Origin of the sequence: Pseudomonas sp. WHRI 8519 (assembly GCF_040224055.2) — a bacterium.
In the GTDB taxonomy this organism is placed as follows: domain Bacteria; phylum Pseudomonadota; class Gammaproteobacteria; order Pseudomonadales; family Pseudomonadaceae; genus Aquipseudomonas; species Aquipseudomonas putida_X.
Window position 1 is genome coordinate 1,624,954 of the sequence record NZ_CP167996.1, and the last position, 15,422, is coordinate 1,640,375.

At 62.1% G+C, this 15,422-nt stretch carries 9 protein-coding genes and 5 tRNA genes; 9 read left to right on the forward strand and 5 right to left on the reverse strand.

The genetic code is table 11. The annotated features are described in order from the left end of the window. The first annotated feature begins 1 nt into the window (after window position 1). Window positions 2-490: a glutathione peroxidase gene (locus ABRP30_RS07390; RefSeq protein ID WP_241802992.1), complete on the forward strand. Its 489-nt coding sequence runs from the start codon at window positions 2-4 to the stop codon at window positions 488-490. Here the strand turns inward: ABRP30_RS07390 and ABRP30_RS07395 are convergent. Beyond that, window positions 480-2,837, reverse strand: a complete 2,358-nt coding sequence (locus ABRP30_RS07395) for a response regulator (RefSeq protein ID WP_267822001.1) — start codon at window positions 2,835-2,837, stop codon at window positions 480-482. The genes ABRP30_RS07390 and ABRP30_RS07395 overlap by 11 nt on opposite strands. Window positions 2,838-2,913: 76 nt before the next feature. Here ABRP30_RS07395 and ABRP30_RS07400 point away from each other — a divergent pair, with 76 nt between their 5' ends. Continuing rightward, window positions 2,914-3,801 (forward strand): ATP-binding protein, encoded by an 888-nt coding sequence (locus tag ABRP30_RS07400; protein WP_241802994.1) that lies wholly within the window; start codon window positions 2,914-2,916, stop codon window positions 3,799-3,801. Continuing rightward, window positions 3,802-4,284: a GAF domain-containing protein gene (locus ABRP30_RS07405; protein WP_267822004.1), complete on the forward strand. Its 483-nt coding sequence runs from the start codon at window positions 3,802-3,804 to the stop codon at window positions 4,282-4,284. A gap of 174 nt (window positions 4,285-4,458) precedes the next feature. On the opposite strand, the gene ABRP30_RS07410 is transcribed toward ABRP30_RS07405, so the two are convergent. Beyond that, the gene (locus tag ABRP30_RS07410) at window positions 4,459-5,226 is read right to left on the reverse strand and encodes a hypothetical protein (protein WP_241802996.1); all 768 of its coding nucleotides are present in this window, start codon (window positions 5,224-5,226) and stop codon (window positions 4,459-4,461) included. A 318-nt stretch (window positions 5,227-5,544) separates the two neighbouring features. Between ABRP30_RS07410 and ABRP30_RS07415 the strand changes: the two genes are divergently transcribed. The 5 genes from ABRP30_RS07415 (at window position 5,545) to ABRP30_RS07435 (ending at window position 6,106) form a co-directional block, all read left to right on the forward strand. After that, window positions 5,545-5,620, forward strand: a tRNA-Glu gene (locus tag ABRP30_RS07415). 2 nt (window positions 5,621-5,622) lie between these two features. After that, window positions 5,623-5,698: transfer RNA gene (locus tag ABRP30_RS07420), tRNA-Gly, on the forward strand. A gap of 91 nt (window positions 5,699-5,789) precedes the next feature. Next, a tRNA-Glu gene (locus ABRP30_RS07425) sits at window positions 5,790-5,865 on the forward strand. A 3-nt stretch (window positions 5,866-5,868) separates the two neighbouring features. Beyond that, window positions 5,869-5,944 (forward strand) — tRNA-Gly (locus ABRP30_RS07430). Between the two features lie 86 nt (window positions 5,945-6,030). Next, window positions 6,031-6,106: transfer RNA gene (locus ABRP30_RS07435), tRNA-Gly, on the forward strand. A gap of 381 nt (window positions 6,107-6,487) precedes the next feature. On the opposite strand, the gene ABRP30_RS07440 is transcribed toward ABRP30_RS07435, so the two are convergent. After that, window positions 6,488-7,072 carry a fimbrial protein gene (locus tag ABRP30_RS07440; protein WP_267822007.1) on the reverse strand — a complete coding sequence of 195 codons (585 nt, stop codon included), beginning with the start codon at window positions 7,070-7,072 and terminating at the stop codon, window positions 6,488-6,490. A gap of 285 nt (window positions 7,073-7,357) precedes the next feature. Here ABRP30_RS07440 and ABRP30_RS07445 point away from each other — a divergent pair, with 285 nt between their 5' ends. Beyond that, window positions 7,358-7,519 carry a hypothetical protein gene (locus ABRP30_RS07445; RefSeq protein ID WP_349976512.1) on the forward strand — a complete coding sequence of 54 codons (162 nt, stop codon included), beginning with the start codon at window positions 7,358-7,360 and terminating at the stop codon, window positions 7,517-7,519. Window positions 7,520-7,578: 59 nt separating this feature from the next. Here the strand turns inward: ABRP30_RS07445 and ABRP30_RS07450 are convergent, their stop codons facing one another. After that, window positions 7,579-9,999: a fimbria/pilus outer membrane usher protein gene (locus ABRP30_RS07450; protein ID WP_349976513.1), complete on the reverse strand. Its 2,421-nt coding sequence runs from the start codon at window positions 9,997-9,999 to the stop codon at window positions 7,579-7,581. 356 nt (window positions 10,000-10,355) lie between these two features. Then, on the reverse strand, window positions 10,356-15,404 hold the full coding sequence (locus ABRP30_RS07455) for an RHS repeat-associated core domain-containing protein (RefSeq protein WP_349976514.1): 5,049 nt from the start codon (window positions 15,402-15,404) through the stop codon (window positions 10,356-10,358). Window positions 15,405-15,422: the final 18 nt, after the last annotated feature.

Consider the following 15,422-nt stretch of genomic DNA (forward strand, 5'->3'; position numbering starts at 1 on the left):
CATGGCTGAATCGATACTCGACATCCCCTGTGTGACCCTGGCCGGTGAACGCAAGCTGCTGGGCGACTTTGCCGGCAAAGCGGTGCTGGTGGTCAATACCGCCAGCCAGTGCGGTTTCACCCCGCAGTACAAGGGGCTGGAGCAACTTTGGCAACATTACCGCGAGCGAGGCCTGGTAGTACTGGGGTTCCCCTGTAACCAGTTCGGCAAGCAGGAGCCGGGGGAAGCGCGGGAAATCGCGCAGTTCTGCGAGCGTAATTTCGGCGTGAGCTTCCCGCTGTTTCGCAAGGTGGAGGTCAACGGCCCAGGGGCTCACCCGCTGTTCGTCGAGCTCAAGCAGCGTGCGCCCGGCCTGCTCGGGTCGCAGAAGATCAAGTGGAACTTCACCAAGTTTCTGCTGGAGCCGGCCAGCGGCAAGGTCACGCGTTATGCGCCCACCACCAAGCCGCAGGCACTGGAGGCTGATATCGAACGCGTGCTCAGCCGCTAAGGGGCACCCAATGGTCGATCAGCGTCAGTAGCTCTTCACGCCGGAACGGCTTGGCCAGGTAGTCGTTCATGCCCGCCGCCCGGCAGCGTTCGCGCTCCTCGGGCATGGCGTTGGCGGTCAGGGCGACGATCGGCAGCTCAGGCCAGCGGCCACTCTGGCGGATGCGTCGGCTGGCCTCATAGCCGTCCATCACCGGCATGTTGCAGTCCATCAGCACCAGGTCGAAGTCTTCCTGCTCGAGCCACTCCAGCGCCTCGACGCCCTGGGTGGCCACCTGTATCCGGCAGCCGAGCTTGGCCAGCATGCCCTTGGCCACCAGCTGGTTCACCGGGTTGTCCTCCACCAGCAGAATGCGCGCCCGGCCGTCGGTAGCGGTAAGCGTCGGGATGGCCAGCGGGTGTTCCGGAGCCTGGCCCTGCAGGGTGCGGCGCAGGGTCTGATACAAGGCATTGCGCGCCAGGGGGCGGGCCAGCTGGTGCAGCGGGGCCAGTTGCGCCGACTGTTCCGGCGACAGGAAGTTGCCGTAGGCCGTCACCAGCAGGATCGGCGCTTTCAGCGCAGGGCGTAGCTGGAACAAGTGGTCCAAATCGTCAGTGATCAACAGGTCGATGGCACCGCCCGCCAGTGCCTGGGCGCTGTCATGCCTCGCGTAGCTCAGGCCCCAGCGCGGCAGCACGTCCTGCAGCAGTTCGGCAAGGCCACTGCCGGCATCGCTCAGCGCCACGACGTGGCCCTGCAGCGGCGCAGGGGCGATGGCCTCGGTGTGGGTGGGCAGGGGTAATTCGGCGCTGAAGCAGCTGCCCACCCCTGGCTCGGAGCGTATGTGCAGGTGGCCGTGCATGGCTTTGCACAGGTTGCGGGTCAGTGCCAGGCCCAGGCCCGTGCCGCCATATTGCCGGGTGATGCCGGCACCGGCCTGGGTGAACGGCTGGAAGATGCGTGCCTGCGCATCTTCGGGAATGCCGATGCCGGTGTCGCGTACCTCCAGGCGTATGCCGCCGACGAGGGTGCTCAGGCACACGTCGACGCGGCCGAAGCGTGTGAACTTGAGGGCATTGGACAGCAAATTGCTCACTACCTGGCGTACCCGGGTCGGATCGCCGAGTACCGAACTTGGAAAGTCACTGGCGATCAGGCAGGTCAGCTCGACGTTTTGCGCGACGTTCTGCGATAAAAGGTTGGCCGTGTCCTCCACCATCGCGCCCAGGTCGAAGGGGATGCGTTCGAGTTCCAGCTGCCCTGCATCGAACTTGGACAGGTCGAGGATATCGTTGAGCAGTTCCACCAGCACCTTGCCCGAGTCGTGGGCGATCGACAGCTGCTGGCGCTGCTCACTTTCCAGCGGGCTGTCCAGGGCCAGGGCGATCATGCCGAGCATGCCATTGAGCGGGGTGCGGATTTCGTGGCTCATGTTGGCCAGGAACGCTGCACGGGCCTGGGCCATGTCCAGCGCGCGCTGGCGGGCATGCTCCAGCTCCTGGTTGGACTGGCTCAGGCGGCTGTTGCTGGCCTTGAGCTCTTCGGTGCGGGCCGAAACGATGTCTTCCAGCTCATTGAGGTACTGGGTCAGTCGGTTTTCGGCAGTGCGCCGTTGCTGGATCTCGGTGGCCATGCTGACCAGTTGCTGGTTGGCGACCTTCACCAGCACGCCGATCTCATCGAGTTCATGCCCGGGAGGGCAATCGAGGCGGGTTTGCCCGGGGTGGCGGGGGTCGCGGCCGCTGAGTGCACCGATCACCTTGACCAGCGGTTTGGTCAGCATCATGTAGAACAGGGCCAGGAGAATGCCGGTGAGGACCAGGCTGCGGGCGAAGCCATTGAGCAGGGTGACGCCGGCGCGGTCCAAGAAACGGCTGCCGAAGGCGAAGGTGTCGACGTCCAGGTACAACGTGCCGAGATACTCTTCGGGCATATGGGTGAGGAACAGGCGCTCTTGGAACTGGCGCTGTTCACCGAACAGAAAATCGCTCACCGGCCGGTAGCTGTCCTGCAGCCGGATGCGTTCGACATCAGCCAATACGGTTTCGTTGTTGTCGATCAGGCGCGCGCGGAACACGGCCGGTGACTGCAGCAGACCCCGGGTCAGCTCGAGCGCCAGTTCCGAGTCGATGTTGTAGGCGATGCGCGAGGCCGGGTTGTGGCTGATTTGCAGCAACGCTTCCACTTCACGGTTGATGGATGCGTCTTCGCTGGCATAATCGATGCCGATCTGGATGAGACTGAGCAATGTTCCCAGGATGAAGCCCACCAGGACTGTCAACCGGGCTTGCTTGTATGACAGGCGATTGGTGAACTTGATATCCATGAGTCCCGAGCCGGTTTCACGTCCCTTGCGCTGCGCAAGCATAGCCGATCAGCCACGGCTGCTGGTGGGCCTGTCGCACATTCAGCTTCAAACTTCACCTGTCTTGCTAGGAGTCGTCATGGACGCCCGCTTGAATGCTTTTCTGGAACGCGCAGAGTCCGTGCTGGCGCGCCTTGAGCCGCTGCTGCCGGCACCGCGTCCGGACATCGACTGGAACACCACGTTGGCTGCGCGCTGGCAGCGCGATGGCCGTACCGGCTACTTGATGCCGTTGCACGTCAGCCTGGACATCCGCCTGACCGACCTGATCGGCGTGGACAAGCAACGCGACCAACTGGGCCGCAACACCCATCAGTTCATCAACGGTCTGCCTGCCAACCACGCGCTGCTGTGGGGCTCGCGTGGTACCGGCAAGTCGTCGCTGGTACGCGCGCTGCTGGCCGAACACGCCGCTGCCGGCCTGCGCCTGATCGAGATCGAGCGTGACCACCTGGCTGATTTGCCGCGTGTGGTCGAGCAACTGCAGAAACTGCCGCAACGTTTCGTCCTGTTCTGCGACGACCTGTCGTTCGAAGCCGGGGAGGGCGACTACCGGGTGCTCAAGAGCGTGCTCGACGGCTCGCTGGAGCAGGCGCCGGACAACGTGCTGTTGTACGCCACCTCCAACCGTCGTCACCTGGTGCCGGAGAAAGAGAGCGACAACGAAAACTGGAAGCGCGTCGACGGCGAACTGCACCCCAGCGAGGCGGTGGAAGACAAGATCGCCTTGTCCGACCGTTTTGGCCTGTGGCTGTCGTTCTACCCGTTCACCCAGGAGCATTTCCTCGATGTGGTCGAGCACTGGATAGGCCAGCTGGCGGCCTCTGCCGGCTTGGCCTGGCAGCGTGACGAAGCGCTCGACATACTCGCCGTGCGCTGGGCCACCGGCCGCGGCAACCGTAATGGCCGTTGTGCCTACCAGTTCGCCCGTTATTGGGTGGGGCTGCAATTGTTGGAGCAGAAATAAATGATCGACCTCAATGCCAGTGGCGCCGGCCTCGACGGCTACGACCTGCTGGCTGCGCAAGTGCAGGCACTGTTCGCTGACGAGCGTGACTTCATCGCCAATGCCGCGCAGTTTTCGGCGTTCCTGTACCACCAGGTGGATGACCTGAACTGGGCCGGGTTTTACCTCAACCGCAATGAAGAGCTGGTACTGGGCCCTTTCCAGGGGCAAGTGGCCTGTGTGCGCATTCCGTTCAGCCGCGGCGTGTGCGGTGCAGCAGCGGCCACCCGGCAGACCCAGCGGGTGGAAGACGTGCACGCCTTCCCGGGGCATATTGCCTGCGACAGCGCCTCCAACAGCGAGTTGGTGATCCCGCTGGTGAAGGAGGGCAGGCTGATTGGTGTGCTCGACCTGGACAGCCCGAAGCTGGCGCGTTTCAGTGAGGCGGACCAGCGCGGGCTGGAGCGGTTGGCGGCAGTCTTTCTGGAGTTGACCGACTGCTGATTAGCGTTATCAGGGCTGCTGCGCAGCCCATCGCCGGCAAGCCGGCTCCCACCACGACCGCGCAGCTCTTCAGGCCTGTGCTGTACCTGTGGAAGCAACGGCCTTACCCATCTCTAAAAGCCGGCGCAAATCCGGGTGGGAGCCGGCTTGCCGGCGATGGGCTCGATTTTCACATCAATCGTAGATGACCCGCTTTTTCCAGGTTTCTTCCTGGTCGGTCTTGAGCCCCTGGGTCAGCGCGTTTTCGTCATTCTCCGCCGGCTCCATCTGGTCCAGCACCTGGGCATTGGCCCGGGCCAGCAGTTTCTCCAGGTAGGTCAGCTGCTCTTCATACACCTTCGGTTCAGGCTGCTTGCGCAGGTACTGCACGCCGCGCTCGAACGCCAGGCGAGCCTGGCCCGGTTGTTCCTGTTGCAGCGCTTGCTGGCCCAAATTGTTGAAGAACTCGATGTGCAGCAATACCAGCAGGTGGCGAATTTCCTTTACCCAGTGCTTGCCCTCGGTGGTTTGCAGGACATTTTCCTGAGTAGCCTTGACGATCTGTGTGTGCAAAGCCTCGAGCAAGAAGCGCACATCCTTGGCCTTGGCCTCGGTATGGATCGGGCTGGGCGGGTTGTTCACCGGGATTCGCTCGCCTTGGGCAACCAGGCCGTCCAGTTCGGCGATGCGTGCCTTGAGTTCGGCATTGTTCTTGTCCAGCGCCAATTGCCGCTGCGTGAGATTGAGCTCCAGGCGCGTGAGCAACAGTTTGAGCGCCGGGGTCATGAACTGGCCGGGGAAGGTCTCGGTGATTTCGCCACAGCGGCGTACGCGGTCGGCGAGTTCGATCTTCAGCCGCGCGCGCTCCAGTTTGCTGTTCTCGACCACGTTGTTGAGGTAGCCGATCACGATCAGCAACGCGATACCCGCAACGATGAGCAGTGTGATCAGAAGTGGTGTCACCGTTAACGCCTCATCAGGAAGTTTTACATTGAGAGTGTAGCGAACAGGCCAGCCAGGGCGCCACGTGACTCTGTGTCGGCTCGTCGCCGGATTTCTCCAGTGATGGCACTTTGCGTTCAGCCCGCCAGAAAATCAACGCCAATCCTCGGGCACCCTGCACAAGCAGCCTATATAGAGAGCGAAGTCATTGATTTAAATAAATTTATAGAAAGGGGTTGACGACCTTTCAAGGCATCCATAGAATGCGCGCCACTTGCAGCGTAAAGCTCACAGCGAAACGCGGCAGGGAGTGAAAGCAAGCGGCAATGCTTGTAGCGTGTCCCCTTCGTCTAGTGGCCTAGGACACCGCCCTTTCACGGCGGTAACAGGGGTTCGAGTCCCCTAGGGGACGCCAATGCGGGAATAGCTCAGTTGGTAGAGCACGACCTTGCCAAGGTCGGGGTCGCGAGTTCGAGTCTCGTTTCCCGCTCCAGTTTCTCCGGCACTGCTTAACGGCGGGGCAGGAAAAGAAAACCCAGGCTGAATCGTGAGGTTCAAACCTGGTGCACTGAAAAGTGTTGTGTGTCCCCTTCGTCTAGTGGCCTAGGACACCGCCCTTTCACGGCGGTAACAGGGGTTCGAGTCCCCTAGGGGACGCCATTTGCGGGAATAGCTCAGTTGGTAGAGCACGACCTTGCCAAGGTCGGGGTCGCGAGTTCGAGTCTCGTTTCCCGCTCCAGTTTAAATACTGTGGCGTCTATGCGGTGCAGTGGTGGTGAAGGTCTTAGTGGCGCTTCACGCCGATAGCGGTAACAGCTTCAAAATGCGGGAATAGCTCAGTTGGTAGAGCACGACCTTGCCAAGGTCGGGGTCGCGAGTTCGAGTCTCGTTTCCCGCTCCAAATATTGGTTTACAGAGTTCCATTGAAATCTGTAAGTCCTTGAAAATAGACGCTTCGGCGTCTTTTTTCGTTTCAGCGCAGTTTCCCTGAATCCACCAGCAGCCACGAAATTTAAGTACATTTTTAAGTACAGCGACTCCGGGTAGTTGGCGTAGCGGATTGATGGCTGCGCTGGGCCTTGGGCCCACCAGGGCCATTGGCCGCCGGGGCGCGACGTTTATCAATGGGGCACTCAGGCGCTGTGGCCCCGGCTCAGTCCCGCGCAACTCGGCGATTCGGCCATGGCACAGTTGACCAGCCTTCCAGTTTCCCCATCGCCCTGGGCCCGGAAAGGCGGCTACAGGGCCACCCTTCCACTCGTTTCAACCTTGCGCCTGCCCGCTACCGGTAGCTGACGGTGAACTTCAGTGCGCCATCCGCTCGGCCAGGCGACACATCGGCATCGGTTTGCAGGTAGCGTGCACGGAAGTCGAGCTGGGTCACGCCGACCTGCAGGGGTTTGACTGGCACATCCACATTGAGCTCGACTGGGCGCCCGTCATCATGCAGCAACTGTATGCCGAGGCCGCTCGCGGTTGAGTCCGTCGTCAGGCTGAACAAGCCCTGGTCTGCATCGATCGGCAGCGAGCCGCGTACGCCCTCGAACCGCAGGTAGGCTTGGGCCGTGCTTGCGGCAGGGTCAATTTCGCAGTCGCTCAGGGTAATCTGGAACGGCTTTGCAGGCGTGGTGTAGCCTACGCCGGTGAAGTCCTGCACGGGATATTCGCCCAGTTGAACCGGGTCGGCTATGAATGGGTCGGGCAGGAGGGTGCATTGTTCCTGCCTCACCGTGCCGCTGAGGCTGAAGCGCAATGCCATGCCCACATCGCTGTAATGCCCGGTGAACAACTGTACGTTGAACGGGGTGGGTGTGGACGGGATCGTTCCTGTTTTAACCAGGGTGGTGTGGGTGCGCATCATATTCATGATGATGCCCGCCCCCCCGGTGTGTCCGTCGGAGTACCCCTCGTAGGGTACTGATGTCCAGGTCCTGGGCCGCCAAAAATTCGGCGCAGTGGAATTGGCGTAGGGGCGGTCCAGCCGTACGTGAATACCTACGCCGGGCACACCGATTTGCAGTACACGCCCCGTGAGGTCTTCGCCGTTCACCGGTGGCAGCGCCCCTGGGAATATCGGTACGCTCGGTCTCAATGATACTTCCAAGGTTGATGTTCCGTCGCTGTAGCAAGCCAACTCCAACCTTGCTGCGTTATGCAGTTGGACGTTTCGATCAACCGCGCCAATGGGCGTGCCTATCGGGGCATCCCGGGGGATCCACAACGTGCCTACATCCAGCGAGTACTCCAACACGCCGGTACCACCGCTTCTGAAGAAGCACTCGGCATGGGCGCTGCTGCTGTAGCAGAGCGCTAGCAAGAGTGTGCCGACTCCAGAAATGAGCCCGTATTTCATGCAAGTTTTCCCAAGTATCATCAAGAATTAACGTCAGGGCAGTGCAGGGTCTTTATTCGGTATCCCTGTTCGGCTGGCATCTGTGCAGGGTCTATCTGCAGCTCGCAACGCCGTTGTGGCTGCTCACCCCAATGCACGTGCAAGGTTTGCGGGCTGGCATCGACCGCGACCAAGGCCTGGCCGGCCTGGCCTACTACCGCAACCTGTTGGCCATCCTGGGTGCTGACCTGTGCACCGAAGGGCAGCGGCTGGCCTTCGGCTTGGAGCAGCGTGAGCACCAGGCGAGCAACCTTGCGTGCGGCGAAGTCGGCCCTGACGATGGCGCCACGCCTGGGCACCACCTGCAGGCTGCCGTTGTCGATGACGGTTTCGGGCCCCAGCATGTCTGTTTCGAGAATCACCTGGTTGCGCCGATAAGGCCGCAGGTTTGGCACCAAGGCAAAGCCATTGGAATCGGTGTTCGCTCTGGGGGCATTGCGCACGCCAACCCCTGGGGTTTGCGCAACCCGTACCAACGCATTGGTGTCGCCAAGATAGGGGCCGAACGTCAGCCCGTCTTGATGCAGCAGCATGCTGCCTGTGGCATTGAGCGACAGCGATTGATAGCCGCTGCTTTGGGTGATGCCCGCACCGTAACTGGCGACGTTGCCCTGATAATTGCCTGACAGGGCTGCCGAATGCCTGCTCTGTTCGTCACGGCTGCCTGAGACCGTATAGTTGACGCGGTTGTCGAGTGCGCTCCCGGAGAAGCTCGCGCGCTGGCTATGTCGGCCATCGCTCGTTTGCACATCGAAACTGGCGCTGGAGCGGCCCATGAAGTCCAGCGGCATGGAGAGGGTCAAGCCGAATAGCCGCGTGTTGCGGCTTCGTTCATTCAAGGCCTGCGAGACGAACAGGTTGTAGCTGATGCCGCGATGCAGGGTATTGAACTGGATTTCGTACTGGCGCCGCCGCAAGCCGGTATTCCAGTAATCATCCTGGGTCAACAACAGGTTCAGCGAGCTGCTCTGCCCCAGGCGCTGGTAAGCGGAGGCTTCGAGGCGGCTGCGGCGGTTGCCGAGCCAGGCGGAATAGGCGTTGCGTTCGCGCACGGCTTCGTCGTAATCGCGATAGCCTTCGGTGGAATAACGGTAGCCGGCAAAACGCAGGTTTGTGCCGCTGGAGAACGCCTTGCCATACCGGGCGGCGTAGCTGTGGCCCTGGACCTGGCCGAGGGTGCTCCCCAGGTCGCTGTTCGCCTGGGTGACATCGAATGCCGTTGCACCGAACTGCCCCCAGTCCCGTGCGACGCCCAGGGTGCCTGCGCGGTAGTAGTCGCCACCTTGTACGCCACCGTAAACGGTAGTGCCCCAGGCGGCCCCCCTGGCCAGGGTGGCTTGCCAGAGCAACGGGTTATCGAGTTTCTCGGCGCCGGCATACCGGCCAAGGGTGGCGCTGTAACGCCACACCCCTTGGCGCAGCAGGTTGTTCAGGGTGGAGTAGGGCACGCTGGAGCGCCGTACGCTGCCGTCGGCTTCGGTGAGGACCACCTCCAGCTCGCCACTGCTGGCACCCACCCCCAGGTCGTCGATAAGGTAAGGCCCAGGGGCAACGTAGGTGGTGTAGATCGGGTAACCGTTTTGCAGCACTTCGAGCCTGGCGCGGGTTTGCGCCACGCCGCTGATGACCGGTGCATACTGCTGCATGATATCCGGCAGCATGCCCGGGTCTGATGCTACCTGCATGCCCTTGAACGGCAGGCCGCGGAAAATGTCACCGTTGCTGAAGGTCTGGCCCAGGGTGAAGGTGCCATGGCTATCTGGCAAGTCGTGCTGGGCATAGGTGTTGGTGTGTGACCACTGCCGGCTGCCGTGTGCATCGTCGCGCATCGACTGGCTGCTGCGCAGGCGCCATCCGGCAACGTTGAGCCCGCTGTGCACCAGCAGGTCGTGGTTGGTTTCGTTGCGCCCGTTGCGCAGGTTGCGCACCTGGGTGGCCACCTGATAGTTGGCGAATGCGGCCGGGATCCCGGCGTCCCAGAGGTCGCTGGCAATCGCCCCCGTGACCTCGCGGCGCAGTAGCAACTGCGGCAATGTCAGGGCCAGGCTCAAGCTGGCCGTGTCGAGCTGGGCCGAGGCATCGGGCACCCAGTGCGCCAGGTTCAGGCAAGGCTCGGCTTCGGGGAGCGGCGTGGGCAGTGCCTCTTCACGCAAACCTGCTTCGCGCAGCAGGGCGGCGGTCATGCAGGCTTGCAGGCCCTTGCCGTCTTCGCTATTGCGCAGTTCCAGGTCGCGTGGGCCGAGGTAGTCGAAGTTGACGCTGACGTCGATGCGGTAGCGCCCCGGGGCGAGGCGGGTCTGGCTGGCCAGGCCGTGCAGGGCAGCCGTGCCGGCGAGCTGGCCGTCGGTTTGGTGAATGAAGGCGGGGTCGAAGCCCAGCGGCTCAGCGGTTGACCATGCCACCCGCGCTGTGGGAAGCAACAGGGTGCCACAGGTAATGGCAAGTAACCGGCTAGCTGAAGGCGTAGCTGTTCGCCGCCGATAAAATATCGAGAGGAGCATTGGGTGGTCCTGGTGCGAGGCCAGGCTTCCCTGAAGCATGGAAGTGCCCGGCGTGGTCGTATCCGACTTGCGACCAGGCAGAAAGCCAAGCAAGCCGATATATGACGCAACAGGTTATGAGGCGGGGTCGACGGGGGATGTAAGGGGATTCTGCAAGGAAATGTTGATATCTGGACGAAACGGGTCCCGCATTGCGGCGGGACCCAATTAGATTAGTCAGGCTACCCATCGGCTCTCGGGTAGCGGTTGTGCGTAGTCTAAGATATAGGCGCGTTATCTCCGGCGTAGCCCCCAACAAGGCCGTTCATGTTCATCCATGGTGCACCGCCCCTCGCAGAAGTACTCGAAACAGGTTGCACAGGCGGGGCGGGGGGCGCCAACGATCCGTTACCTGGCAGCTCTCCTGAAGGTAGTTGGCGCGCGGGCGTCGGTTGTTCCAAGTTATTGCCCGCTGATGGAGATGCCAAAGTTGTTGTACGTACACCACTCGTATCAGGGCGGTCGAGGCCTGCCCTAGGGATTTGATAGCGTTCTGTAGGTCGCAGCGGGACACCATCTGCCGTCGTCAATGGAGCCACGGTCTGTACCGCGCGCGCCGAGGCACCGAAAAACCCTTTGATATTTCCCCATAATCCGGCCAGGCTCGATGACACCTTCTCGGCGATCTGTTGAATGCCGCCCATCAACGCCGACATCGACATCATCGACCCAATGCCCGCGACGGCAGAACCGCCCCACATCAACCCCTCTCTTACGCCGTCTTCGACATCCGCTAGCAGTGACACCCCCATCATTATCACCCCGGCCGTCTGCACGGCGATGCCGACAATGGCGGTGGCCGAAAAGGCGGCAGCAATCGCCGTGCCGGCAGCCAGCGCTCCGGCAACGGGGACCACTACCGATGCCACCAATGCCAGCGCCGCGATGCCGAAAAAGATCCACCCCATCGCGCCTGACCCCGGTTGCTCCGGTGCTTCGTAAGGGTCCTCGTAACCTGGCATGGGGCCACGCCCGAGCGCGGATTGGCCGCGATGGCCGGTGGGGTCGCGCCAGGATATGGGGTTGCCCAACGCGTACAGGTAAGGGTTGATGCCCGCTTCCTCCGGTGCCAGAGCGTCCGGGCTATGGAAGCGCATCAGCCCTGGGTTGTAGGCACGGTAGCCCCGCCCGAGCAGGTACCAGCCAAAGCCTGGCTCACGCACTTCGCCGTTGAACGCCAGTAGGCTTTGCAATTCCTCGTCTTCGGCGCGCTCACCGTAGACGCTTTGATTTGCAGCGTGCAGTTGGCCGTCGGCGTATTCGCCCAGCACGCTGCCGCTGTTGTCGCTCAGCAAGAGGCGTCCCGAGCCGCTTTGCACGTGTTGCAAGCCCAGTGAGGTTTCGCCGTTGCACAGGTACTGCACCAGCACGTCGTCCTGTACGGTGCCGCTGAGCCGGTAGCCTTGGAAGCGCCGTATCACTTCGCTGGCGCTGCCATGGCGTACCCCCACCAAGTGGTCGTGGCCGTCGTAACGGTAGCTGGCAAGCGACTGCTTACCGTCGGCGCTGCGCACTTCGCACAAGCGGCTGCGGTCATCGTAACTGAGCAGGTTGCCCCATTCGTCGTTGTTCAGGTTGCCGTCGGCGTCATAGCTGAATGCCTGGGTTTGCGGATAGTCAGGTTGCAGCGTGTGATTCACTGACTTCAGCTGGAAGGGGTTGAGCTCATCGAGGGTGAACGTGGCATTGTCGGTTTTATTGTCAGCGAAAGTAGTCTGGCAACGGGTGAGGTTGTCCAGCTGGTCAAAACGAAACACCTGTTTCTTGATCCGCCGACGTGCGCTATTGGCAGGCAAATCGCTGCCGGCATATTCGACCATGGTCAACCGGCTGAGCGCGTCGTAGCTGAATGTCTCTTGCAGCAGCAGGGCATCGCCACGCTTGCGGATGCGCTGGTGCAAACTGTCGTCGTCGCGCCACACCAACTCGAGGGTATCGACCGTGCCGTCGTCCAGTGTCAGTGTGCGCGTCTTTTCCCGGCCATGCTCGTCGTAGAGCACGTCGCAGGTGACGCTACGCTGGTTGCCTTCATGGATGGTGACGGTCTTTTGCAGGCGGCCGTCTTCATCGTAGCCGAACGTGGCCTTGAGCTGGCCTTGATGGGTTTCCCTCAGCCGGCCTTTGTCATCGTAGCGGCTGCGGGTCGGCAACTCGCCGCCGCCACTGCGCAGCAGCGGCAGGCCTTGCAACGAAGTGGTGTACTCGAGCGCGTAGTTTTCGCCCTCGTTCTGCCCGGCCCAGCTCTCCTTGAGCAAAAAACCCTGGTCGGTGTAGCTGTATGCCCGTTCGCCGGTAGGTGCGTTGGCCTTGGTAATGGCGGCGTCCTTGCGATCGTAGGCGAAATTGTAGGACGGCTGGGCCTCCTCACCGGCGCTGATGCCGGTAGGTTGAAGCGTCAGCTCCGGGCGATAGGCGAAGGTGGCGGTCTTGCCGCTGGCGCGCTCGTGCTTGTGCACCAGCACTTGGTCGGGGCGATAGTGGTATTTCTCGACACGGGTGCCCACGGTGAACTGCGTCATGCGCTCCAGCCCATCGAAAACACGCTTGCAGATTGCCTGCGGCGGCGCGTCGCGTCTTTCCAGCAGATGCAACGCTTCGGTCAGCTCTGCCTGGCTGTGGCTGGCGAAGGTGCGCGTCAGCACCGAGCGGTTGGGCCGCTCGGTCGCGAAAATGCGATCCCACGCGTCGTATTCATAACGCTGGGTAAGCGCAAGCTGCTTATCATCGTCCAGGGGGTCGCGCAGGGTCTGGGTCTGCTCCACGCTTCGCGCCAGGCCGTCATACAGGTAGGTCTGTTTGCCCACCGTTTTGCCGTCCTTGTCCAGGCGGCTGTCGCTGATCGGCTTGCCGTGCACGTTCAGCTCGCTGACTTGCACCCCACGGCGCTCGCCCGGGGCGCTCTGGCGCTCTTGCCAGGTGGTGATGATGTCACCCGTGGCGCCGAACGGCGAGCGCTCCTGGCAAAATGCAACACCGTCCGGGCCTATGGTCTTGCTGCGGTCATTCCAGGCGTCATACTCGAAATGCGTGGTCAGCGCGAGTGGCAACTCACCAAGCTCGTCGTCTTCGAGCAGGTCGAAGCGGCTTTCCTTCTGTAGATTGCCTACGCCGTCATAGTCGCATGCGTACACCTTGTGCCAGGCACGGGTGTTACGGGTTGGATGCTCGACTTCCAGTTCTTCCCACAAGGTGCGGTTAGCACCATCGAACCAGGTTCGCGTGACCACCCCCTGTGCATCGGTGACAGATTTACAGGCCTGCCCGGCGACGCCCGGCGAGGTATAGCTGTACTGGCGCGTGGTCCCATCGGCCGGGAGGGTCTCGCTCAGTAAACGGTCGAGTGCATCGTAGCGGAAAAGGACTTCTACCTTGTGTTGGTTTTTCTGGCGCATGACCGAGCCGGTATGGCGGGATACATCCACTTCGGTCACTTGCTCGAGGCGGTCATGCCCCTGGAAGGTGCGTTTGGTGCGCAGCAGGTTTGCGGCGCCTTGGTCATCGTTGACCAGGCTATGGAAATAGCGGGTGGTCGAGGTTTTTTGCGTTTCGCCGCAGTAGAGTGTGTCCTCCTGGTAGTCGAGGCGCCCGTGAAGCAAGGGGTTGTCGGGGTGGTGAAGGTATTTACGCTCGCTGTGCTGCAGGCGTATTGGCTCATCCCCCTGTTGCACGCGTTCTTCGCGGTTGGACAGCAGCCAATACCCGGCCGACTGGCTGCCGCCAAGGGTGTCGAACTTCCTGTAGTAGTAGCGGTTAGACAAGGTTTGCGCCTGGCCCTCGGCGTCGGTGGCCGGGTACCGGGTCTCTTCCTTGGTTGTGCGCACGAAACCGTACGGGTCGGGCGGGCAATCGTCGCCTTCACCCAGGGCCGGGTAGTAACTGTGGCGGGTGTATATCGTTCCGGCCAGGGTTGGCGCTTCCAGCAATTTGCCCTGGGCATCGTAACGGGGCACGGCCACCTCGGACTTGAGGGTCAGGTTGCCATGCTCGTCGTAGCGGGTGATCAGCACTTCTTCGCGCAGCTGGTTGCCGCGTTTCCAGCGACGGGTCGTGCTGTAAGGGAGCTGGAAGTTGTTCGGTTGCTGAGCGAAGGTCAGCCCCGGGAGCTCATGGTAGGCGGTCTCGATTTCCTGAATGTGTTCATCCTGGTTGGTGACCTGCTTGCTCAGCAGGTGGAAGCGGTTGAATGTACGGGTGATGGTGCGCAGGGGCTGCTCCACGCCCTCAGCGTCGAGCACCCACTGTGTGGCGGTGGAGCCGTAGGTGAAATACTGGTCAGTGGAGTCGTAGAGATGATCCTCGCCATCGTCCTTCCACTGGATCCCGCTGCCATAGCCCAGGAAGTTGTTGCTGGTGTAGTCGTAGGTGGTGATCATCGGTGGCTGGTCGGCCCCGGGGTCGATCTGGTGGCGGGTCACCCGAGGCAGGGGGGCGGGCAGTTGGCCGGCGCCTGGGAAGGTATGGCCGTCGTCATCGTAGGCAATGGTCTCGACGGCGCCGCTGGGGGTGGTTACCTCGCTCAGGAGGAACAGGCCACGCTGATCACGGTAGTCGAAGCGCCAGCTGGCCTTGTCGTCGGTGGGCAGCACCACGGCGTCGATACGGCGCCTGGCCGGCGAGCCTTGGCTGCTGAGCTTGAGTTCGTAGCGCGCCAGGGGCGCGCCCCCCGGGCCGGCCCCCGGATGCAGGTCGATCAGTACCCTGGCGCTCTCGTAGGTCAGCTTGAGCAGAGGCGGCCCGGCCTGCGTGATTTGGTTGAGGCAGGGGGCATTTTCGGCATAGGGGTTTTGCATGTGCTCAAGGGTGATGGCATGGCCGGAGGCGGCTTCGACCCGCACCGGCAGGGCCACGCGGTTGCTTTGCGGGCCGTGGAGCTCGAGGAATTCGACCAGGCCGGTCTTGTGCACCACGCGAAAGTGCTCGGCATCATCGACATGGAAGTGGAAGCTTTCCAGCTTGCGCTCGGGAATGGCGTAGTCGTCGCTGTCGCCGACGACCTTGTAGCGCTCGCCGGTGTGCAAGGTGAGCATGTTGCTCGCCGGCACGTATTCGGTAAGGTTCAACGTCCAGCCGACGCCGAAGCCCGAATCCTGGTTGTTGAGTGGGTTGTAGGCCAGGCGCAGCGGCAATGACGGGCCGCTGAGGTCGTTACCGACCAGTTCGGGCAGTTCGATGGCCAGGGTGTACTGGCCGGTGCGCGGGTCCACGCTGTTTTGCACGAAGCTCATGAAATTGAAGGCGTTGGAGCTGGCGATGGATGAGTTGCTCATGACGGAAAACCTGTAGTG

Coding starts and splice junctions, on each gene's coding strand:
- ABRP30_RS07400 (WP_241802994.1), top strand. CDS start 2,914: ATGGACGCCCGCTTGAATGCTTTTCTGGAACGCGCAGAGTCCGTGCTG.
- ABRP30_RS07405 (WP_267822004.1), top strand. CDS start 3,802: ATGATCGACCTCAATGCCAGTGGCGCCGGCCTCGACGGCTACGACCTG.
- ABRP30_RS07395 (WP_267822001.1), bottom strand. CDS start 2,837: ATGCTTGCGCAGCGCAAGGGACGTGAAACCGGCTCGGGACTCATGGAT.
- ABRP30_RS07440 (WP_267822007.1), bottom strand. CDS start 7,072: ATGAATATGATGCGCACCCACACCACCCTGGTTAAAACAGGAACGATC.
- ABRP30_RS07390 (WP_241802992.1), top strand. CDS start 2: ATGGCTGAATCGATACTCGACATCCCCTGTGTGACCCTGGCCGGTGAA.
- ABRP30_RS07445 (WP_349976512.1), top strand. CDS start 7,358: ATGCAGTTGGACGTTTCGATCAACCGCGCCAATGGGCGTGCCTATCGG.
- ABRP30_RS07455 (WP_349976514.1), bottom strand. CDS start 15,404: ATGAGCAACTCATCCATCGCCAGCTCCAACGCCTTCAATTTCATGAGC.